Genomic DNA, 20,172 nt, shown 5'->3' with positions numbered 1-20,172 from the left:
GTGTTGCTGCGCGTTGTTTCCGTATCAGCTCTCGTACTCAGCACCATCGTCGTCCCCGCCGCCGTGGCCTCCGCCGAGGTCGTCGACGCCATGAGCCGCGACTTCGGCATCAGCAAGGCCGAGGCGGTGACGCGGATCGGCCAGGAGAAGACCGCGCTGCGCATCGACCCGTCCGCGCAGGCGGCGGCCGGTGACGCCTACGGCGGCAGCTGGTTCGCCGACGGCAAGCTGAACGTCGCCGTCACCGAACCGGCGAAGGCCGACGCCGTGCGGGCCACCGGTGCGACACCGGTGCTGCGGGCGAAGTCGCTCGCGTCGCTGACCGCGGTGAAGAACGACATCGACCGGATGTCGAAGTCCGGCAAGATCCCGCCCGGCATCGCGTCGTGGAGAGTCGACGTGCCGAGCGGCACGGTCGTCGTCGAGGCCGAGCCCGCTGCGGACGTCTCCGCACTGCCGAAGGACGTCGTGGTCCAGCGCGACGGCGTCCGGCAGCCGCAGACGTTCGCCGCCGGAACCGTCGGCGGTGACCCGTTCTACACCGGCAACGTCCGGTGCTCGATCGGGTTCTCCGTGCACGGCGGCTACGTGACGGCCGGGCACTGCAATGTCGGCGCCTGGAACGTCCACGGCTGGGACCGCTCCTGGCAGGGCGAGTTCGTCGGCTCGTCGTTCCCCACCGACGACCACGGCTGGGTGCGCACCGGCGGCGGCTGGTGGAACGTGCCGGTCGTGCTCGGCTGGGGCCAGGTGAGCGACGCCCTGGTGCGCGGTTCGTGGGAGGCCCCGCCCGGCACGTCCGTGTGCCGCTCTGGCTCGACCACGCACTGGCACTGCGGTGTGGTGCAGGGCCGCAACGAGACCGTGAACTACCAGCAGGGCGCGGTCTACGAGATGGTCGGCACGTCGGTGTGCGCGGAGCCGGGCGACTCCGGCGGCTCGTTCATCACCGGTGACCAGGCCCAGGGCGTGACGTCCGGCGGCTACGGCAACTGCGCGAGCGGCGGTCGCACGTGGTTCCAGCCGGTCAACGAGATCCTGCGGGTCTACGGCCTGACGCTGCTCACGGCCTGACGGCAGGGGCGGTGGCGGTCAGGTGAACATGATCCTGGCCGCCACCGCCCGCCCCAGCCACGTCCGCAGCCCGCTGAACGCGGCCTCCGCCACACCGGGCCCCCGCACCAGCGACAACCCCCGCCGCATGGCCCCGCGCGCCGCGTACCGCCGCCGCAGCCCCGCGCCGTCGTAGTGCTCCAGCACGTACCGGTTGCCGCTGCGCAGGTAGTCGGCCGTGACCGACGCCGCCAGCTCCGACATCCGCATGCACGGGTCGAGCCCGCCCGCGGTCAACGGCGACACCGCCCCCGCCGCGTCCCCGACCAGCAACCCCTCGGTGCTGACGATCCGCCGCAGCACCCCGCCCACCGGGATCGGCCCGCCGCGCCGCCGGACCGGGCCGGTGGGTGCGGGGGTGGGAAAGCCGTCCTTGAACCTGCGCAGCAGCCGGGGCAGCGGCGCGGTGAACCGGTCGGCGCGTCCGGCGAGCCCGACGTGGGCGTGCTCGCCGTCGTCGATCACCCAGGCCAGGTAGCCGGGCGCGAGCCGCGGGTCGAGCACGCAGTGGAACGTCGGCGTCCCGCCGGGAGCGACCGGGTAGACCTCCTCGACACCGGTGATCATCGTGCGGTTGACGTCGAGCCCGAGCTGCCGCGCGACCGTCGACCGCGCCCCGTCCGCACCGATCGTGAACCGCGCCTTCACGGCCTTCGCCGGGTAGCCGGCGTTGAGGGTGACCTGCGCACCGGCCCGCCGGGCGTCCTCGACCGCCTGCGCGTACACGCCCTCCATGTGCCCGACGCGGAACTCGTCACGACCGCTGACGAGCTCCACCGGCCTGGTCAGGCTCGGCGGGTACAGCACCACCCTGCGCACCGCCGGCCCTAGGTGCGGCAGGTCGAAGTCCTCCAGCGTGCGCCGCACGAAGATGCCGGTGGTGCGGATGCCGGTGCCGAGGTCGCCGCGCCGTTCGCACACGGCCACGTCCAACCCGGCCTCGGCGAGCAGGCGGGCGGTGCGCAGACCGGCCAGTCCCGCGCCCACGACGAGCACGTCCACGGTGTCCATGCCCGACGGTAGAACGCGCCCGGCGCGCGGTTGCCCGTCGTGCGCGGCCCTTTCACCGAACCTGCACAGGTCCTGCACATCCCGCACGGGTATTCCTTCAGCGCCGCCAAGAGGTGAGAATCGTTCGCGTGGGGGATGCGCGCGGGCGGACCGTCGAGAGCAGGGCAGGCGTCACCGCGTTCCTGGCCGGTGTGTGGCTGATCGCGGCGCCACCGGTCCTGCACTTCGACGCGGCGGTGAACGCCTTCGAGCCCTACTGGGTGTCCATGGGCCTCGCGGTGCTGGTCATGCTGCTCGGCATGGTCCGCGCGATGGCACCGCTGGACGTGCCGCTGCTGCGCCAGATCACGATCGCGCTGGCCCTGGCACTGGTCGTGGCGGCGCTGCTGCGCGACTCCGACTGGAACTTCGTCGTGTGGCTCAACCAGCTGGTGGTGAGCGGGGTCATCGCCCTGACCGCCGCGGTGGCGCTGGCGGTCACCCTCCGCCGGTGACCACCGGTGGATCAGTCGATGACCGCCGTGGCCTCGATCTCGACCAGGTGCTCCGGCACGTCCAGCGCCTGGACGCCGATGAGCGTGGCCGGCGGCCGGGGCGTGCTGCCCGCCTCCTCAGCCGCCCTCGCGATGCCTTCGAGCAGCTGCGGCATCTTGTCCGGCGTCCAGTCCACGACGTACACGGTGACCTTGACGAGGTCGTCGAACGTCGCGCCGACGCTCCGCAGCGCCGTGTGGACGTTGAGGTAGGCCTGCGCGACCTGCTCGGCCAGGTCGGGCCCGGCGTCCCAGGCGACCTGCCCGGCGACGTGCACCGTCCTCCCGCTCGCCACCGCCACCTGGTGGTAGACGTCGATCTGCGGCAGGCCGTCGGGGTTGACCAGGGTGATCATGTTCAGGTTCTCGCTCTCTTGTGGTTACTGGGAAACCATAGGAGAGTGAACGCTGACCTGGAAGAACGCACTTTATCGTGACTGGGGAACCTAAAGGTGAGCAAGCAGTTCACGCTGCCGCAGGACGCGGACCTGGCCCGCGCTGACTCGCTGGCGCGCGAGATCTTCTCCGACGTCGCCAACAAGTGGGCGCTGCTGATCATCGAGGCGATCGGTGACGAGACCCGGCGGTTCACGGAGCTGCGCGCCCTGGTCGACGGGATCAGCCACAAGATGCTCACGCAGAACCTGCGGCTGCTGGAGCGCAACGGGCTGGTGTCGCGGTTCGTGCACCCGACCGTGCCGCCGCGGGTCGACTACGCGCTGACGGAACCGGGCCGGGAGCTGCGCCAGACCGTCGACGCCATGTGCGCGTGGACGACGAAGCACCTGCGGGAGATCGAAGCGGCCCGCCGTTCGTTCGACGCCTGAGCGCAGGCGTCAACCGCGACCGCGGGCGCGGTGAGCAGGCGCCGCCCAGTTCACTCTTCGCTGCGGGAGAGGTCCGCCGCCGGTTCGAAGTCGTCCCTTACGTCTTCTTCGCACGTCACGTACCCTGTTGGCCCATTCGAAGGCAGCGAGCCCGTCTTCGCCGCCGAGAGGAGGGACGGGGTCCTGGTCCGGTCTCTGGTCGTGCGGGACAGCTCGGTGTTCGTCGGCCGCCGCGACGAGCTCGAGGTGATGGACCGCGCGCTGCGCAACCTGCCCGCGCTGGTGCAGGTGGAGGGGGAAGCGGGGATCGGCAAGAGCCGGCTCGTGCGTGAGCTGCTCGCGTCGGAGGAGGCCGCTGGGCGCACCGTCCTGACGGGACACTGCCAGCAGTTGCGCGAGCCGTTCATCCTGGGGCCGGTGCTGGAGGCGCTCGGCCGGTGCCGCGCGCGGATCGAGCGGTGCGGGCCGCTGAGCCCGGTGACGGCGGCCCTGCGGGAGGCGCTGCCCGAACTGGCCGACGTGCTGCCGGAGCCGGTGACAGTGAACGGCAGCCACTCGTTCGACCGGCACCTGCTGTTCCGGGCGATCCGCGCGGTGCTGGTGGCGCTGGGGGACACCGTGCTGGTGGTCGAGGACCTGCACTGGGCCGACGACGGGACGCTGCAGCTGCTCCGGTTCCTGATGGCCGACCCGCCCGCGGGGTTGGCGGTGGTGGTGACCTACCGGCGTGAGGACCTGCCCACCGCGATGCCGCTGGGCACGGCGTACCGGCCTGGGCCGGGCGTGACGACGGAACTGGTGCGGCCTGCCCCGCTGACCGTGGACGAGGTGGCCGCGCTCGCCGCGGCCGCGCTGGAGACGGACGAGGTGAGCGATGAGTTCACTGCGGAGCTGCACGGGCACACCGCGGGGCTGCCGCTCGTCGTCGAGGAGGTCCTGCGCTCGTTGCGCGGCGGCTCGGACGAGGTGGTGGCGAACAGCGCGGCCGTGCGGCGGCTGACGAGCGGTGGCGAGGTTCCGGCGCTGTTGCTGGAGTCCGCGGCGGAGCGGCTGGGTGCGTTGCCCGCGGAGGCCGGGCAGTTCGTGCGCGCGGCGGCCGTCCTGGCCGTGCCGGCGACGGTCCACCTCATCGGCGAGGTCGCCGGACTGGACGGGAGCGCGGTACGTGCCGCCGCCACCGAGGCGCTGGCGAGCACGTTGCTGCACGACGGCGGCGCCGGGGTCCTGGAGTTCCGGCACACGCTGGCCCGGCAGGCCGTCTACCGCGCGGTGGGGGTGCTGGAGCGGTACGAGCTGCACGAGCGCGCGGTGGTGGTGCTCGCCGGGCTCGACCGGCCGCCGTTGGTGCAGTTGGCCGAGCACTGCAGGAGGGTGGGGCGGCGCGAGGACTGGCTGCGCTACGGCGAGGCCGCCGCCGACCAGGCGCTCGTGCTGTCCGACGCGTCCGCGGCGATCCCGCTGCTGCGGCGCCTGCTGGCCGAGCCGTGGCTGTCCGGTGCCGAGGTGGACCGGCTGGGGACGAAGCTCGGTGAGGTCTCGGCGCTCGGGCTCGACTCGTACGGCCCGGCGGAGGCGCTGGAGAAGCTGCTGGTCGACCCGAGGTTGTCCGAGGGTGCGCGCGGCGAGGTGCGCATGCTGCTGGCGATGCTCTTCGTCAAGCAGGAGGAAGGCGTCGCGAAGGCGCGCGCGCAGATGGAGATCGCCGTCGGTGAGCTCGCCGGCCGGCCGGACCTCGCGGCCAGGGCGATGAGCATGCTGTCCCAGCCGTTCATCGGGGACACCCCGCTCACCGAGCTCAGGCCGTGGCTGCGCAAGGCCGACGAGGCGATCGACCGCAGCGCCGACCCCGCGATGCGGATGTCGTTGCTGGCCAACGTGATCGGCTCGCTGGTCGTCATCGGCGACGCCGGGGTCCGCGACCGGTTGACGGCGGTGCCGGAGACGGGCCGGACGATGGCCGAACACCGCCAGGTCGCCCGGGTCCACTGCAACCTGGCCGACGCGATGACCACGATCGGCATGTTCGGCGACGCCCGCCGGTACCTGCGGACGGGAATCCGGGCGGCGGAGGAGACCGGCAGCCTGTACGTGCTGAGCGGAGCGCGGAGCACCGCGCTGGTCCTCGACTGGTTCACGGGAGCCTGGGACGGTCTGGCGGCCAGGGCGCGGGCCCTGCTGGCCGAGTACCACGAGCTCGCCGCGATCACCGACGAGCTGAACATGGTGCTCGGCCTGCACGCGCTGGCCCGCGGCGAGCGGGCGGCGGCCGTCGCCCACTTCACCGGCACCCACGTCCGCACTCCGCGCAACGCGTTCGCGCCGGTCGCGCTCGGCTGCGCCGCCGGTCTGGTCCGGATCGCGCTGCGCGACGGTGACGTGGAGCGTGCGGGGATCGAGGCGGACGCGGGCATGGCGCTGCTGCGCCGCAAGGGCGTGTGGGCGTGGGCGGGAGAGGTCGCACCCTCTGCCGTGGACGCCTACCTGGCGGCGGACCGGGTCGCTGACGCCGAGGCCGTCGTGCGGGACTTGACGGACGGGGTGAGCGGGATGGACGCGCCGCTCGCCGTGGCCGCGTTGCACAGTTGTCACGGCGCGCTCGCCGACCACGACGGTCGGTCGTCGATCGAGCACCACACCGCCGCGGCGCGCGCGTACGAGGAGATGGGTGCGTCGTACTTGGCCGTCGGGGCACGGGAGCGTGCCGACACCTCCCTGCTCGCCGGCGACCCGGCGGCAGCGGTGCGGGCGTTCACCCGGACCATCGACGACTACGAGGCACTGGGCGCCACCTACGACTCCGCCCGCTGCCGGCACCTGCTGCGGGAGTTCGGGGTCAGGGCGACCCCTTCGCGTGCCGGTCGCCGGGGTTATGGCTCTGACCTGTCACCTCGTGAGCGCGAGGTGGCCCGGCTGGTGGCCGCGGGCAGCAGCAACAACGAGATAGCGGACGTCCTCTTCCTGTCGCCGCGCACGGTCGAGCAACACGTCGCCAAGGTGTTGCGCAAACTGGGGGTGACCCGGCAGTCCTTGCGGGACAACGACCACCTCATCGGCCGGGGCTGAGACGAAGCCAGGGGTACCCGGCGGTGGTGACCGCCGGGCACCCCTGTTCCTGCGCGGGGACCGTTCGCTCAGGTCAGAGCGTCAGGGTCCACCGGTTGAGCGTTCCGGTGTCGCCGGGACCGCCGTCGTAGACGTTCAGCAGCCAGCGGCCCGCACGGGACTCGCTGGACAGGTTCGCCGTGTAGGTGCGCACCAGGTTGTCCGTGTCACCACCGGTCTGGTTGTGCAGCTGGTAGGTGGTGCCGTCCGGTGCGGTCAGGTACACCCGCAGGTCACCGATGTAGGTGTGGGTGATGTCCACCGCGACCGTCGAGGTGGCCGACGCCGCACCGGAGCAGGTGATCGTGATGGCGCTCTGCGTGGTGTAGTAGTCGAGGATCTGGCCGCTGTTCGAGTTGGTCACGGCCGGGCAGGTACCGCCGCCGGTGGTGCCGACGACGATGCGGAACGACGCCGAACCGGTCTTGCCCGCGCTGTCGCGAGCGGTCACGGTGACGTTCGCCGTGCCGGCGGTGGTCGGCGTGCCGGTGATCGAACCGGACGTCGAGCTGATCGACAGGCCGGCGGGCAGACCGGTGGCCGACCAGGTGTACGGGGAGGACCCGCCGCTCGCGCTGTTGTTCAGCTGGAACGACTGGCCGACCGTCGCGGTCTTGTCACCGGGGTTCGCCACGGTGACCCCACCGGGCTGGGTGCCGTTGAGGTAGCCGGAGTACAGCAGCACGTTCGGCGAGCCCGTGTTGATGCCGCTGAGCTTGCCGGTGGAACCGTTGTTCACCAGCGCATCGCGCACCTGCGCCGGGGTGGCCGACGGGTTCTGCGCGAGGTGCAGTGCCGCGACGCCCGCCACGTGCGGCGACGCCATCGACGTGCCGGACATGGTGGCGGAGCCGGTGTTGCTGTTGTACGCCGCGGACACGATGTCCGTTCCCGGGGCGAAGATGTCCAGGCACGTGCCGTAGTTGCTGTCCGAACGGCGGGCGTCGGAACGGTTGCTGTTGCCGACGGTGATCGGCGCCCGCAGGTGCTGCGGGCTGTACTGGCAGGCGTCGTCGTTGGAGTTGCCCGCCGCCATGACCCACTGCACGCCACTGTTGACGACACCGGTGACGGCGTTCTCGAGCGCGGGGTTGCTCGGGCACCGCTGACGGCAGCCGATGCTGTAGTTGACGACGCCGGGCCCGGACCCGTTGCGCACCACCCAGTTCGCGGCGGCGATGAGGTCGTCGTCGTAGGCGCTCCCACCGCAGTCGAGCACCTTCAGCGGCACGATCGTGGCCTTCTTGGCCACGCCGTACCGCGTTCCGGCGGCCGTGCCGGCGACGTGCGTGCCGTGACCGTTGCAGTCCTGCGGCGTGGAGTCGTTGTCGACGAAGTCGTAACCCGCCGCGATCCGGCCGGTGAAGTCCTGGTGGTTCGCGTTGATGCCGGAGTCGAGGACGTACACGCGCACGCCCTCCCCGCCGTTGGCGGGATAGGTGAACTTGCTGTCCAGCGGCAGGTCGCGCTGGTCGATGCGGTCGTCACCCCAGTTCGGCGGGCTCTGCTGGGTGTCGAGCACCTGCATGCGCACGACCTGCTGCACCCGCTCGACGGCCGGGTCCGCCGCCGTGCGCGCGGCCTGCTCCGGCGACATCGACACGGAGAAGCCACCGACCACCGCGTCGAAGACGTGCCGGGTGCGACCGCCGTGCCGTTGGACCACCGACGAGGCAGCCGAGGCCGTGCCCTGCGCGGTCGCGGTGCCCTTGAGCACCACGATGTACCTGCCGGGCACCGCATCGGCGGACCCGGCGTTGAGGACGGGGGCCGAAGGCGCCGACGACGCCGGCGTCGCGAGCACGAGAGCCGACCCGGCCGCGGCGATCACACAGCCGATCACACCCGCTGAGGTTTTCCATCTCGCCATGAGCTGTCATGTCCTTCATTCGCAGGGGAGAACGCGGAGACAACCCGCGCTCTCACCACGCTACGAACGACATCCGTCCAGGCCACCACGTAATTTCACGTCGGTGGAGGGCACCGGGAAAGACCGGTACGCCGATCCGGGAAACCCGTACCGCAACGACGCGAACCCCTATCGCAACCACCGCCGCCCCCTGCTGTTCCCGGCGGAGCGGTCACCTGACCCGGCACAGGGCCGGCAACGCCCGCTCAGTGGCGGCAGGTCCGCGCGACCTCGGCGAGGACCTCCTTGAACGCCGCGAACCGGCAGACTGGGGTGATGCGCATCGACCGGCTCGACCACCTCGTCCTCACCGTCACCGACCTGCGGGCCACGCTCGACTTCTACGTGACCGTGCTCGGCATGCGGGAGATGACCTTCGGCGAGGACCGCAAGGCGCTCGCCTTCGGCCACAGCAAGATCAACCTGCACGAGGCAGGCCACGAGTTCGAACCCAAGGCCCGCCACGTCGTGCCCGGCAGCGCCGACCTGTGCTTCGTCACCGAGGACCCGCTCGACGAGGTGCTCGCGACCCTCGCCGCCCACGGCGTTCCCGTCGAGGAGGGGCCGGGGGAGCGCGACGGGGCCCTCGGGCAGATGCGCAGCGTCTACGTGCGCGACCCGGACGGCAACCTCGTGGAAATCTGCAACTACGCTGACCCGAACTAGAACGAGAGTTCTAACGAAAAAGAATCGCCGTCTCCGCCAGCTTCCGGGCCCGCGGGATGACCTTCTCCGGATCGGCCCCGAGCTGCATCCGCACGAGAACGCCCTCGTAGACGATCGCCACGTCCGCGACGACCTCGTCCACCGCCGGAAGACCCGCCGCCAGCTCGGCCAGGCGGCGCACCAGGTGGTTCTTGTGCGCGAGGGCCACCTCGACCGCCGGATGTCCGGCCGGCAACTGCACCAGCCCGGCGACGTGCGCGCAGCCCTGGTCGGCGCCCTGGTCGCGGCACCACAGCAGCAGGGCGTCGAACACCGACAGCACCCGATCCAGCGGTGTCGCGGCGTCGGCGGCCACCCGTTCCCAGGTCGCGCGCCACAGGTGGTCCCGGCGGCGCAGGTAGGCCTCGACCAGGCCGTCCTTGCCGCCGAAGTTCTTGTACACCGAGCCGAGTGCGACCCCGGCGCGGTCCACCACGGCGTCCACGCCGGTGTTCGCGATGCCGTCGCCGTAGAACAGCTCGGAGGCGGCGACGAGGATGCGTTCTCGCGCTGAAGGGGCCACGCCGTTAGTCTAGGAGTAGAACTGACGTTCTACCAGGGGAGGATCGTGGACAGGCGGCAGGTGGGGTTGATCTGTGCGGGCACGGCACTCGTCGGGGTGTGCTACGGGTTCGCCAGGTTCGCCTACGGCCTGTTCGCGCCCGCGTTCCAGCAGCAGTTCGCGCTGGGCTCCACGCTGCTCGGCGTCATCGGCGCGGGCAGCTACGCCGGCTACGGGATCGCGGTCGTCGCCGGGTTCCTGCTGACCAACCGGCACGGTCCGCGGCCGGTGGCGGTGGGCGCGGGGGTGTTCGCCGCCGCCGGCACCGCGCTCGTCGCCGTCTCGGCGAACGGCGTGCTGCTCGCGGCCGGTGTCCTGGTCGCCGGGGTGAGCACCGGTCTGGCGTCACCGCCGCTGGCCGAGGCGATCGCCCGCACGGTCGACGCGGCGCGCCAGGACCGCGCGCAGTCGGTGGTGAACGCGGGCACCGGCGTGGGCGTGCTGCTGTCCGGACCGGTCGCGCTGGTCCTGCTGGACGACTGGCGGCTCGCCTGGGCGGCGTTCGCCGTGGTGTCGGTCGCCGTCACGGCGTGGGTTGTGGCGACGGTGCCGCACGGACGCGGTGCGACGGGCCGGGAGACGGGGTCGCTGCTGCCGCCCGGTGCCGCGCCGCTGCTCACCGCCGCGTTCCTGCTGGGCCTGGCCAGTTCGGCGGTGTGGACGTTCGGCCGCGACGTCGTGCGCACCGGGCCGACCGCCGCCGCGCTGATGTGGTCGCTGATCGGACTGGCCGGGCTGCTCGGCGCGGTCAGCGGTCACCTGACCGGCGTCCTGGGCCTGCGCACCGCCTGGACCGCTGTGCTCGTCCTGCTCTCCGCGGCCACCGCCGCACTCGCGCTGTGGCCGGGCGACGTCGCCGTGTCGTTCACCGCCGCCGGCCTGTTCGGTGCCTCCTACATCGCGCTCAGCGGGCTGCTGCTGGTCTGGAGCACGCGCGTGCACGGCGACCGGCCGGCCACCGGCGTCGGCACGTCGTTCCTGCTGATCGCCGTCGGGCAGGCCGTCGGCGCCCTGCTCGCCGGCGTGGCGGTGGACCACTTCGGCCACCTCACCGCGTTCCTCGGCGCCGCGGCTGCGGGACTGCTCGGCGCGGCGGTCCGGCCGGGTGCCGGGATCGGTGCCGCGCGGGCAGCCGCACCACTACGGTGATCCGGCATGGAGTCCACTGTGCACGGGCCGGGCCGGATCGAGGGGCGGGTGCTGGTCGGCGTGGTGGTCGCCGCGCTGGTGGTGACCGGTGTGCTGGCGAGGTCACCCGGCACGTGGGCGCTGGAGGTCGTGTGGGTGGTCGTCGGCCTGCCGCTGGTGGTGTTGCTGCGCAAGCGCTTTCCGCTGACCCGGTTGCTGTGCTGGTTGCTGGTGCTGCACGCGCTGGTGCTCTGCTACGGCGGGCAGTACACCTACGCGGAGACACCGCTCGGCGAGTGGGCACAGGAATGGCTTGGCACGCAACGCAACAACTACGACCGGTTCGCCCACGTGGTCCAAGGGTTCGTGCCCGCGGTCGCGGTGCGGGAGGTCCTGCTGCGCCGGACGCCGTTGCGGCCGGGCGGCTGGGTGGCGTTCCTCAGCACGTGCGTGTGCCTGGCGATCAGCGCGTGCTTCGAGTTCGTCGAGTGGCTGAGCGCGGTGGTCCTGGGAGCCGGTGCCGACGACTTCCTCGGCACGCAGGGCGACCAGTGGGACACGCAGTGGGACATGTTCCTGTGCCTGTGCGGAGCGGTGGTCTCCCTGCTGGTGTGGCGGCGGCTGCACGACCGCCAGCTCGGCCTGCGGCCCTAGCCCTGGGCCGCGAGGTCGGACGGGTGCTGCGCCAGCGGCGTCACCTCGACGTCCATGAACTCCCACAGCGGCAACGACGACAGCACGGCGTGCAGCTCGTCGTTGGTCGGCACGTCGAAGATCCCGATGACGTCGCTGCGCCCCACGACCCGCCACAGGTGCGGCCAGACCCCCAGGCGTTGCAGCTCCAGCGCCCGCTCCTTCTCCGCCGTGACCAGTTCCGCCCGTCGCGCGGAATCCAGGTCGTGGGGGAGCGAGACGTCCATCCGCACGTGGAAGAGCACGAGTTCACCTCCGCAGGTCGGCGGCCCTCGCGGGTCGAGGTGCCGCCGTCACGGGGAATACCCGCGCCGGGCCCGTTCGATGCGAGCCGCGACGACCACACCTCCAGGCCCGGGACCCGTGTGGTTATGCTCCGCCGGACATCTTTGGGGGAGCACGTGGGCGTTCTGAACGACTACTTCCGCGCACCCGGCGCCGAGCAGGCGGCGCTCGTGGTGGACGGCGGACCGTTGAACCACCTGGACACCGTCGCCGGCCTCGAACCCGACGTGGTGCTGGGCCAGCTGATCGGGTTCGTGCGTGGCGTCGAGTGGCACCCCGGCCTGTCCGCCACCACGCTGGTCAGCGACGAGGACAGCGAGTTCGAGGCGTGGGTCTGCGAGTTCGCCGACGACGTCAGGGACACCCTGGCCGACATCCCCGCCGCCGACGTGCCCGCGCTGGCGCGGCGCTGGGCGGGCATCGAGGAGCTCGCGACGCACACCGGTGAGCCGCTCGACCTGGCCCCGCACCTGCACGAGCTGATCGCACTGGCCGCGCGCTCACGCGCCGCCGGGGAGCACCTCTACGTCTGGCGATCCCTCTAGCCGGTACCACCGCCACCCCCGTTGCTGCCCAGGCATCTGCAAGTACCACCAACATGTTCGCCGTCTGACGAAGGAGACTCCGGACCCACGGACGGTCGGCGGCGCTGTTGGTAGTGGAAAAGTGCCTGTTGATGTTGAGTTGGTGGTGAGCCTTTTCCAACCTCATGATCGGGTGTGTTGTTCGAGGGTGAGGATGGCGTGGGCGTAGGTGGTGACTCGGTGTGGGCTGGCGCGGACTCGGGTGAGGACGCGCCAGTTCTTGAGGGTGGCGATGCCGCGTTCGACCAGGCAGCGCAGGGCGGAGTGGGCGCGATTGGCGGCCCGCTGGCCGGGGGTGAACTCGTTTTTGTAGCGGCGGTAGGGCAGGTGGACGCCGTCGCCGGCGCCGATGTAGCCGCGGTCGGCGCTGAGCTGGAGTCCGGCGGCGTGGCAGGCGTGCAGGATGCCGTGGGTGCGGGCGGCGGTGAGGTCGTAGACCGAGCCGGGTAGTCCGTCGGAGACCCAGGCGAGTCGCCCGTAGGGGTCGGTGAGTATCTGCAGGGTGATGCCGTGGTGGCCGGTTTTGGCGCTGTAGTGGGCTTTCTGGCGGTCGCGGTCACCGGCGCGGTCGGTGCGGATGACGGTGCCGTCGAGCAGTGCGTAGTTGGAGAACGAGCGTGCGAGGGCGATCACGGCCGGTCCGAGGGCGGGGGCGTTGGCCGCGAGCAGGTCGGTGGTCTCGCGGATGTAGCGATAGGCGGTGGCCAGGCCGATGCCGAATCCGCTGGCCAGACGCTGGTAGGTGTCGCCGTTGCGCAGGTGCGCCAGCACGAGCAGGGCTTGGCGGTTGCTGGGCAGGCGCCGCCAGCGAGAGCCGATGCTGGTGCGGTGGCGGCGGATCAGCCGAGCGACGTAGTCCAGGGTGCGATTGGACAACGTGATCGCGGACGGATAGAACAACACACGAAGCTCCTGGTCGGCATCGGTGGATCTTGGTCGTGATGCCAGTGCTACCAGGAGCTTCGCCATGTTCACGGCCGTCTGCCACACACCGATCCGATCTTGTGACCAGCAAGATCAGGATGGAAAAGGCTCGGTACTTGCAGATGCCGGAAGAGCAGGGGTCAGGTGCCGGTCGAGCCGTCGAGGGCCTCGCGCAGGAAGTCGGCGTGGCCGTTGTGCCGTGCGTACTCGTGGCACAGGTGGTGCATGACCAGCCGCAACGACACGTGCTGCTCCCACTTGGGCTGGTAGCCGGTGATGTCGAGCGACTCGGCGGCGCGTTCGATCCTGCGGGCGTGCGCGACCTCGGCCTCCCACGCCGCGAACGCCTCCGCGCGCGTCGAGCCGCTCGCGTCGTAGGCGACCTGGTAGTCGTTGTCGGCGGACCACACGTTGGTGACGTCCTCGCCGTTGATCACGCGCCGGAACCACGTGCGCTCGACCTCGGCCATGTGCCGCACCAGCCCCAGCAGGGTGAGCGTGGACGGTGGCATCGACCGGCGGCGCAGCTGCTCGTCCGACAGCCCCGCGCACTTGAGCGCGAGGGTGGCGCGGTGGAAGTCGAGGAACGCGCGCAGGGTGTCGCGCTCGTTCCCGGTCAGCGGCGGCTCAGGTCGGTCGGTCACGCCCTCCATTGTGGAGATCCGCCACCGCGGCGACCGCCGCCGGGGGCCGGCGCTACGGTGGGTGCGGAGACGGAACGGAGTGGCGGATGACGCAGCTCGAGCAGGCGGAGTCGGCGTTCGCGGCCGCGCGGCCCAGGCTCTTCGGCATCGCGTACCGGATGACCGGCAGCGTGGCCGACGCCGAGGACCTGGTGCAGGAGGTGTGGCTGCGCTGGCAGGCCGCCGACCGCGCCGCGGTGCTGAACCCCGAGGCGTACCTGGCCACGGCCATCACCCGCCTCGCGATCAACGAGAGCCGGACCGCCCGCGCCCGCCGCGAGACCTACGCCGGCCCGTGGCTGCCCGAACCGGTCGACACGGCCGCCGACCCGCAGCTGGGCGCCGAACGGGGTGCCGTGCTGGAGCTCGCCGTGCTGATGCTGTTGGAGAAGCTCACCCCCACCGAACGTGCCGCCTACGTGCTGCGCGAGGCGTTCGACTACCCGTACCGCGAGATCGCCGAGGTCGTCCAGACCAGTGAGGTCGCCGCACGCCAGCTGGTCAGCCGCGCCCGCAAGCACCTCGCCGACTCACGCCGCACCCCGGCCACCCCCGCCAGGCAACGCGAGCTGCTGGAGGCCTTCGTCGCCGCCGCCCAGGCAGGTGACCTCGCCGGCCTGGAAAAGCTGTTCGCCGCGGACGTGGTGAGCTGGTCCGACTCCAACGGCAAGGTCCGCGCCGCCGGCCGCCCGCTGTACGGCGCCACCGCGCTGGCGAAGATCTTCGCGGCCTGGGCACCGACGTTCTGGACGGCCGAGGACGTCTCGTACGTGGAGGCGAACGGGCAGGCGGCGATCCGGCTGGAGCGCGACGGCGCGGTGTTCGGCGTGATCACGGTGGCGGTGTCGGAGGAGGGCATCGACCAGGTGATGTGGCTGGTCAACCCGGAGAAGCTGGGCGCGTTCGCCTAGGAGGCGTTCGCAGCGCGTCACAACCGCGCGGGCTGTCTTGTCCTAGCTCGTGAACGCCCGCACACCAGCGGGCACACGAAAGGGATGGACCATGAGGATCGTTGTCATCGGCGGCACCGGCTTGATCGGCAGCCAGGTCGTGAAGCGGCTGGGGGAGCACGGCCACGAGGCGGTGGCGGCCTCCCCGAGCAGCGGCGTCGACACCGTCACCGGCGCAGGCGTCGAGGAGGTGGTGAAGGGCGCCGACGTGCTCGTGGACGTGTCGAACTCGCCGTCGTTCGCCGACGAGGACGTCCTGCGCTTCTTCACCACGGCCACGACGAACCTGGTCAACGCCGCACGGCAGGCCGGGGTCGGCCACTACGTCGCGCTGTCGATCGTCGGCGCCGACGAGCTGCCGGACTCGGGCTACCTGCGGGCGAAGGTGGCGCAGGAGGAGCTGATCAGGGCGTCGGGCCTGACGTACTCGGTCATCCGCGCCACGCAGTTCTTCGAGTTCGCCGGCGCCATCGCGAACAGCGCCACCGCGGACGGCGTGGTGCGGCTCCCGCACGGCGGTGTCCAGCCGGTCGCCGCGGCGGACGTGGCGGCGGTCGTGGCCAGGACGGCGGCGACCGAGCCGGTGAACGGCGTGCTGGAGATCGGCGGGCCCGAGGAGTTCACGATGGACGGGTGGATCCGCACGGTGCTCACGCGGCGCGAGGACGAGCGCGAGGTTGTGTCGGACCCGCGGGCGCAGTACTTCGGCACGGCGCTGACCGGCAGGCAGCTCGTCCCGAACGCCGGCGCGCAGCTGCAGGCGACGAGTATCGAGGACTGGTTCGCCGCAGGCAACTGATCCGCTCCACAGCAGACGGTCGTCCGTCCGAAAAGGCCGGATGGCCGTCTGCTGAGGACTGTCACGACGAGACGCGTTGCCGGCGAGACCAGACCTTCGCGTTGAGGGTGCGCACGACCTCGCCCAGCACCGAGGTCTGCGCCGTCGACTCCAGGTGCAGGTACAACGCCCCGTGCCGCATGGACACCGCGGCGAACCGGTCGCGCAGCGGGGAACGGGTCGACGTGGGCGGCACGATCGTCAGCACGTCCGCACCGGCGTCGCGCAACGGCCCGATCACGCGGCCCAGCTCCACTTCCGCGTCGTACGGGTTCGCGGCGTCGTCCTGTCCTCCGCACAGCACCAGCGCGAGGTCGCAGCGGAAGTCCAGTGCGCGGGTGAGGTGCCGGGCACGGGTGTCCGAAATGGACGCCCTGGTGCGGCAGAGGTCGAGGAACGCGAGGCTCGTGTGGGTGTCGCGCAGGTGCCTGGCGAGTCCCTTGCGCGAGGACGGGCCGATGCCACCGGGGTCGCCGAGTGCCACCAGCCGACGCCACGGTGCGTCGGGCGTCACCCCCGCCAGCCGTGTCTCAGTCATTTTTTCCCCCTGACCCCGAATACGTGTGCGACGCAAGCCGAACAATACCGGTTTTCGAGGGTACAGGGCTCTTGCATCCTGCCTATCGGATTGCAGCTCTGGATCACGCTGTGACGTTTGACGACGACGTTGCGTGAGGTTAGTCTGCTGACAAGGCTGCGGGGGGTCGCGTTGGGGGGCGCACGCTGGCGTGCGCGCTTTCCTGCGAAATCAACCTCCGAACGTCCGCACACGGTAGTCGGGGGTATTCGTGAAGATCAGCATTCTCGGACCGCTCGAGTTATCCGAGGACGGCGTGAAGTTCAGGGTGCCGGGCGAGAAGCTGCGGGCACTGGTGGCGGCGCTCGCTCTCTGCGCAGGTCGGCCCGCTACCAAGGAGCAGCTGATCGACGAGTTGTGGCCGGACTCCCCGCCGCGGAATGCAGCGAACTCCCTGCAGGGGCATGTCGCGCGGTTGCGCAAGATTCTCGGCGAGGAGACCGGGCGCGAGTCCCTGCGCGATATCGTGCAGACTTCGGATGCCGGTTACGCGTTGGCGCTGGCACCCCAAGATATCGACGGGCTGAAGTTTTGTGAAATGGTGAACCAGGTCGGCCTGCGACCGGACATGGATTCGTTGAACGTCATCGCGGTCCTTACCGAGGCCTTGTCCCTGTGGCGCGGTCCGGCACTCATCGACACCGGCCACGGCCGCATCTCCCGGCTCGCGTACGCCCGATTGGCGGAGACGAAGCTGAATGCCTATGAGCGGTTGTTCGACGCGCAGCTCGCCCTCGGCGAGAACCGGGCGTTGATCACCGAGCTGGAACAGCTGCACCAGCAGCACCCGTTGCGCGAGCGGTTCTGCGGGCAGCTGATGACCGCTCTCTACCAGGCCGGACGCCAGGCGGAGGCGCTGGACCTCTACCACCAGCTGCGCCAGCGCCTGGCCGTCGACCTCGGACTCGAACCCAGCCAGGCGCTGCGCGACAAGTTCCACGGGATCCTCCAGCAAGACCCCGCCCTGCTGCGCTGAACGGTCACACCGACCTGGTGATCCGGAGTATCTGCCAGACCGCGCCGAGCGACGCCTTGCCGTGGAACGCGAGGTACTCCGGCACAACGAGTTGCGGTCCCCACTTCTCCTTGTACGCCAACTGGCTCGCGGCGGGGTAGACGGCGTCACCGTGCGTGGCGAGCAACCGCATCAGCCGGTCGGTGAACGGACTCGCCGTAGACGTGCGGAGATCCGGTGACAGACCGGTGAACGGCGTGAAGCCGAAGTGCAGCCACGCGGCGCCCTCCTCGCGGAACCGTTCGATCGCGACGGAGTTCACGAGCTCCATCACCCCCGGTGGAACCGTCGGAACCCGCCGGCTGAGGTCGTGCAGCCACCCGCTCCTGCTGCCGAACGCCGGTGAGTACGACACGTAGGCGATCGGCTCGCCGCCGATCGTCGCGAGGAAGAGCCTGCGGTCCTCCTGCACCGCGCCGCCGCACTCGCCGACGAGGAACTCGATCTCCTTGACGTGCCGCCCCTTCGACCGCAGCCACTGGCCGTCGATGGTCTTCAGGTCGTCCCGGTGCTGCTCGTACGGCACCTCCGCGACCTCGACCCCGCTGCGCCGCGCCTTCGCGATCTTGTTGCGCAGCTTCATGAACTTCGTGCCGCGCAGGGAGAAACCGGACAATTCCAGGGAGTAGGAAGCACCGACCTGGTTGATCGTGCACCCCGCACGAACGTACGTTTCGACATCGGCCGGCTGCAGCTGGATGGACACGACCTTTCGCTTGTGCGCACCCGCGTGTGCGAGGAACGCCCGCAGCAGCGGCTCCTGGTCCTCCGGCGCCGCCAGCACCCCACCGAACTGCACGAGGTACCGACCGGCCGTGCGGTAGGCGATGACACCCGTGTGACCTGCGGCGGTGAAGTACTCGTTGCCCGAGTTCAGCGCCAGGAACGCGCTCGGGTTCTCGCCGAACTCGCGCACCGCGTGCCGGGCCAGGTCGAAGCGGACGGTGTCGTCCACGGTGCTCATGCGGATCTCCTTCGGTGGCCGGGAGGGGCCCAGCATCGCCGACGAGCCGGAGACCGTGCTGAAAGCGCGGTGTCAGCGCTGTCTCCGGGGGTTCTCAGCGGCGGCTGGAAGAGTCACCGGCACATCGACAGAACAGGGGGCCACGTCGAGCCATGCGCACATATCTGTCCTATGTCGACGGCCGGAACGTCTCCAGCGCCGGTTGGGTGTACGTCGTCGACGCCGCGAGCCTGCTCGACGACGTCTTCGCCAGCCTGACGCTGAAGCGCAGGCTGGAAGACGGCGCGCACCTCCCCGACGCGTTGCCCGCCTCGATCGTCGGGCAGGTGGCGAAGGCCGACCGCGAGACCGTGAACCGGGCCGTCGAGGCCGCGGCCCGCGCGCAACCGGTGTGGGCGGCGTTCCCGTTGGACACCAGGCTGGAGGAGCTGGGCAAGCTCATCCACGCCCGGCTCGTCGAGAAGGCCGGTGAGATCACCGAGGTCCTCGTGCAGGAGGGCCACCCGCTGGCGCTCGCGCGCTGGCAGGTGTCCGGGATGCTGGAGTGCTACGGGCCGGAGTCGCTGGCCTTCTACCGGTCCCAGATGCGCCAGGAGTTCCAGCACGGTGAGCGGCGCATCCTGGTGCGCCGCCAGCCCGACGGCGTGGTGTGCCTGAACCCGCCGCAGAACGCGCCGCTGTCGAGCGCGCTGCTCGGCGTCACGTCGCTGATGGCCGGCAACTCGCTGGTCGTCCGCGCCCCGCGCAGCGCACCACTGGGCGTCATGTACGTGCTGCACGAGGTCGTGGTACCGGCGCTGGAGGAGATCGGCGCACCGCCCGGCACGCTGAACGTGGTGTGCGGCGACCCGGCGCCGATGCTCAACGTCTGGGTGGACAGCCCCCTCGTCGACGACATCATGTACTTCGGCAGCAGCGAGAACGGCATCCGCTTCCAGGACCGCTGCGTCTCCGCCGGCAAGAAGCCGATCCTCGAGCTGGGCGGCAACGACGCCGTCGTGGTCTGGAAGGACGCGGACCTGGAGCTGGCGGCGGAGGCGCTGTCGGAGAGCTTCTTCGGCTCCGGCCAGCTCTGCATGATCCCCAACCACGTGCTCGTCCACCCGGACGTCGCCGACGAGCTGGTCCGGCTGCTGGTGCGCACCGCGCTGCACATCCGCCCCGGCCCGGCCTCCGAGGAGGACGTGCTGCTCACCCCGGTGCTGCGCAACGACAAGTTCTTCGCCGTGCTCGCCGACGCGCTCGACAAGGGCGCCGAGCTGCGTGTGCGGCGGGTACGCGATGCAGACCGACGAGACCAGGGACCCCAACGGCGTCTTCCTGGAACCGACGGTGGTGCTCGTGCGCGGACTGGAGGGCGCCCGCGAGGTCGACGCGGTGCGCGAGGAGACGTTCTTCCCGCTGCTGCCGCTGGTCGTGGCCGAGCCCGCGAGCGACGAGGTGCTGCTCGACCGGTTCGTCGACTTCGTCAACAGCAACCGGTACGGGCTGCGGAACTCGGTGTGGGCCAACGACCCCGAGGTCGTCGAACGGTTCGTCGACCGGATCAACGGCGGTGGCTTGCTCAAGGTCAACGACTCGCACATCGGCTTCCTGCCCTACCTCCCGACCCACGGCGGCACCGGGCTCACCGGCGGCGTGTTCGGCGAGGCCAACTACCCGATCCTGCGCACCTCCCACCTGCAGGGTGTCAGCATCGCCACCGGCATCCGTCCGAGGGACGCGATCTTCGGCGCGTGGCAGGCGGCACTGGGCACGGCGAACTGAAG

General features: G+C 71.0%; 22 protein-coding genes and 1 pseudogene. 13 read left to right on the top strand and 10 right to left on the bottom strand.

What is annotated here, in order from left to right; genetic code table 11:
* Window positions 1-1,074, top strand: coding sequence for a S1 family peptidase (locus tag ACVDFE_RS32225; protein ID WP_458433159.1), 1,074 nt, complete (start codon window positions 1-3; stop codon window positions 1,072-1,074).
* Window positions 1,075-1,092: 18 nt separating this feature from the next.
* Here the strand turns inward: ACVDFE_RS32225 and ACVDFE_RS32220 are convergent, their stop codons facing one another.
* On the bottom strand, window positions 1,093-2,124 hold the full coding sequence (locus ACVDFE_RS32220) for an FAD-dependent oxidoreductase (RefSeq protein ID WP_458433158.1): 1,032 nt from the start codon (window positions 2,122-2,124) through the stop codon (window positions 1,093-1,095).
* 128 nt (window positions 2,125-2,252) lie between these two features.
* On the opposite strand from ACVDFE_RS32220, the gene ACVDFE_RS32215 reads away from it, so the two are divergent.
* The gene (locus ACVDFE_RS32215) at window positions 2,253-2,618 is read left to right on the top strand and encodes a hypothetical protein (protein ID WP_458433157.1); all 366 of its coding nucleotides are present in this window, start codon (window positions 2,253-2,255) and stop codon (window positions 2,616-2,618) included.
* An 11-nt stretch (window positions 2,619-2,629) separates the two neighbouring features.
* On the opposite strand, the gene ACVDFE_RS32210 is transcribed toward ACVDFE_RS32215, so the two are convergent.
* On the bottom strand, window positions 2,630-3,013 hold the full coding sequence (locus ACVDFE_RS32210; RefSeq protein WP_458433156.1) for a RidA family protein: 384 nt from the start codon (window positions 3,011-3,013) through the stop codon (window positions 2,630-2,632).
* A 96-nt stretch (window positions 3,014-3,109) separates the two neighbouring features.
* Between ACVDFE_RS32210 and ACVDFE_RS32205 the strand changes: the two genes are divergently transcribed.
* Window positions 3,110-3,484: a winged helix-turn-helix transcriptional regulator gene (locus ACVDFE_RS32205; protein WP_360387778.1), complete on the top strand. Its 375-nt coding sequence runs from the start codon at window positions 3,110-3,112 to the stop codon at window positions 3,482-3,484.
* Window positions 3,485-3,685: 201 nt separating this feature from the next.
* Complete coding sequence (locus ACVDFE_RS32200; protein ID WP_360387781.1) at window positions 3,686-6,547, top strand: helix-turn-helix transcriptional regulator; 2,862 nt, start codon at window positions 3,686-3,688, stop codon at window positions 6,545-6,547.
* A gap of 73 nt (window positions 6,548-6,620) precedes the next feature.
* Here the strand turns inward: ACVDFE_RS32200 and ACVDFE_RS32195 are convergent, their stop codons facing one another.
* Window positions 6,621-8,456, bottom strand: a complete 1,836-nt coding sequence (locus ACVDFE_RS32195; RefSeq protein WP_458433155.1) for a S8 family serine peptidase — start codon at window positions 8,454-8,456, stop codon at window positions 6,621-6,623.
* Window positions 8,457-8,771: 315 nt separating this feature from the next.
* Here ACVDFE_RS32195 and ACVDFE_RS32190 point away from each other — a divergent pair, with 315 nt between their 5' ends.
* Window positions 8,772-9,161, top strand: a complete 390-nt coding sequence (locus ACVDFE_RS32190) for a VOC family protein (RefSeq protein ID WP_360387786.1) — start codon at window positions 8,772-8,774, stop codon at window positions 9,159-9,161.
* Window positions 9,162-9,171: 10 nt separating this feature from the next.
* Here the strand turns inward: ACVDFE_RS32190 and ACVDFE_RS32185 are convergent, their stop codons facing one another.
* On the bottom strand, window positions 9,172-9,723 hold the full coding sequence (locus ACVDFE_RS32185; protein WP_458433154.1) for a TetR/AcrR family transcriptional regulator: 552 nt from the start codon (window positions 9,721-9,723) through the stop codon (window positions 9,172-9,174).
* A gap of 45 nt (window positions 9,724-9,768) precedes the next feature.
* Between ACVDFE_RS32185 and ACVDFE_RS32180 the strand changes: the two genes are divergently transcribed.
* On the top strand, window positions 9,769-10,911 hold the full coding sequence (locus ACVDFE_RS32180; protein ID WP_458433153.1) for an MFS transporter: 1,143 nt from the start codon (window positions 9,769-9,771) through the stop codon (window positions 10,909-10,911).
* 6 nt (window positions 10,912-10,917) lie between these two features.
* The gene (locus ACVDFE_RS32175; RefSeq protein WP_360387793.1) at window positions 10,918-11,544 is read left to right on the top strand and encodes a DUF2238 domain-containing protein; all 627 of its coding nucleotides are present in this window, start codon (window positions 10,918-10,920) and stop codon (window positions 11,542-11,544) included.
* On the opposite strand, the gene ACVDFE_RS32170 is transcribed toward ACVDFE_RS32175, so the two are convergent.
* Window positions 11,541-11,828 carry a muconolactone Delta-isomerase gene (locus ACVDFE_RS32170; protein WP_360387795.1) on the bottom strand — a complete coding sequence of 96 codons (288 nt, stop codon included), beginning with the start codon at window positions 11,826-11,828 and terminating at the stop codon, window positions 11,541-11,543. The two genes, ACVDFE_RS32175 and ACVDFE_RS32170, sit on opposite strands and share 4 nt — an antisense overlap.
* Window positions 11,829-11,984: 156 nt before the next feature.
* Here ACVDFE_RS32170 and ACVDFE_RS32165 point away from each other — a divergent pair, with 156 nt between their 5' ends.
* Window positions 11,985-12,413, top strand: a complete 429-nt coding sequence (locus ACVDFE_RS32165) for a hypothetical protein (RefSeq protein WP_458433152.1) — start codon at window positions 11,985-11,987, stop codon at window positions 12,411-12,413.
* 162 nt (window positions 12,414-12,575) lie between these two features.
* Here the strand turns inward: ACVDFE_RS32165 and ACVDFE_RS32160 are convergent, their stop codons facing one another.
* Window positions 12,576-13,355 (bottom strand): transposase, encoded by a 780-nt coding sequence (locus ACVDFE_RS32160; protein ID WP_458434432.1) that lies wholly within the window; start codon window positions 13,353-13,355, stop codon window positions 12,576-12,578.
* 161 nt (window positions 13,356-13,516) lie between these two features.
* Window positions 13,517-14,020 carry a DinB family protein gene (locus ACVDFE_RS32155; protein WP_360387800.1) on the bottom strand — a complete coding sequence of 168 codons (504 nt, stop codon included), beginning with the start codon at window positions 14,018-14,020 and terminating at the stop codon, window positions 13,517-13,519.
* A gap of 86 nt (window positions 14,021-14,106) precedes the next feature.
* Here ACVDFE_RS32155 and ACVDFE_RS32150 point away from each other — a divergent pair, with 86 nt between their 5' ends.
* Together ACVDFE_RS32150 and ACVDFE_RS32145 are read left to right on the top strand one after the other, a co-directional pair.
* Window positions 14,107-14,970: an RNA polymerase sigma-70 factor gene (locus ACVDFE_RS32150; RefSeq protein ID WP_458433151.1), complete on the top strand. Its 864-nt coding sequence runs from the start codon at window positions 14,107-14,109 to the stop codon at window positions 14,968-14,970.
* A gap of 91 nt (window positions 14,971-15,061) precedes the next feature.
* Window positions 15,062-15,808 carry an SDR family oxidoreductase gene (locus ACVDFE_RS32145; RefSeq protein ID WP_360387805.1) on the top strand — a complete coding sequence of 249 codons (747 nt, stop codon included), beginning with the start codon at window positions 15,062-15,064 and terminating at the stop codon, window positions 15,806-15,808.
* Between the two features lie 61 nt (window positions 15,809-15,869).
* On the opposite strand, the gene ACVDFE_RS32140 is transcribed toward ACVDFE_RS32145, so the two are convergent.
* Window positions 15,870-16,385: an SGNH/GDSL hydrolase family protein gene (locus ACVDFE_RS32140; protein WP_360387807.1), complete on the bottom strand. Its 516-nt coding sequence runs from the start codon at window positions 16,383-16,385 to the stop codon at window positions 15,870-15,872.
* A gap of 250 nt (window positions 16,386-16,635) precedes the next feature.
* On the opposite strand from ACVDFE_RS32140, the gene ACVDFE_RS32135 reads away from it, so the two are divergent.
* Window positions 16,636-17,400: an AfsR/SARP family transcriptional regulator gene (locus ACVDFE_RS32135; protein WP_360387810.1), complete on the top strand. Its 765-nt coding sequence runs from the start codon at window positions 16,636-16,638 to the stop codon at window positions 17,398-17,400.
* 4 nt (window positions 17,401-17,404) lie between these two features.
* Here the strand turns inward: ACVDFE_RS32135 and ACVDFE_RS32130 are convergent, their stop codons facing one another.
* Both ACVDFE_RS32130 and ACVDFE_RS32125 read right to left on the bottom strand, forming a co-directional pair.
* Window positions 17,405-18,403: a bifunctional lysylphosphatidylglycerol flippase/synthetase MprF gene (locus ACVDFE_RS32130; RefSeq protein ID WP_360387813.1), complete on the bottom strand. Its 999-nt coding sequence runs from the start codon at window positions 18,401-18,403 to the stop codon at window positions 17,405-17,407.
* Window positions 18,404-18,572: 169 nt separating this feature from the next.
* Window positions 18,573-18,845: a hypothetical protein gene (locus tag ACVDFE_RS32125; RefSeq protein ID WP_458434488.1), complete on the bottom strand. Its 273-nt coding sequence runs from the start codon at window positions 18,843-18,845 to the stop codon at window positions 18,573-18,575.
* Here ACVDFE_RS32125 and ACVDFE_RS32120 point away from each other — a divergent pair.
* Window positions 18,730-19,611, top strand: a pseudogene (locus ACVDFE_RS32120) (aldehyde dehydrogenase family protein); the annotation flags it as partial. The gene ACVDFE_RS32125 and the pseudogene ACVDFE_RS32120 overlap by 116 nt on opposite strands.
* Window positions 19,612-19,684: 73 nt before the next feature.
* Window positions 19,685-20,170, top strand: a complete 486-nt coding sequence (locus ACVDFE_RS32115) for an aldehyde dehydrogenase family protein (RefSeq protein WP_458434431.1) — start codon at window positions 19,685-19,687, stop codon at window positions 20,168-20,170.
* Window positions 20,171-20,172 lie beyond the last annotated feature (2 nt).

The sequence above is a fragment of the Lentzea chajnantorensis genome (genome assembly GCF_054300775.1).
Note: the sequence above shows the minus strand (reverse complement) of the source record. Positions and strands in the feature narration are given on the sequence as shown.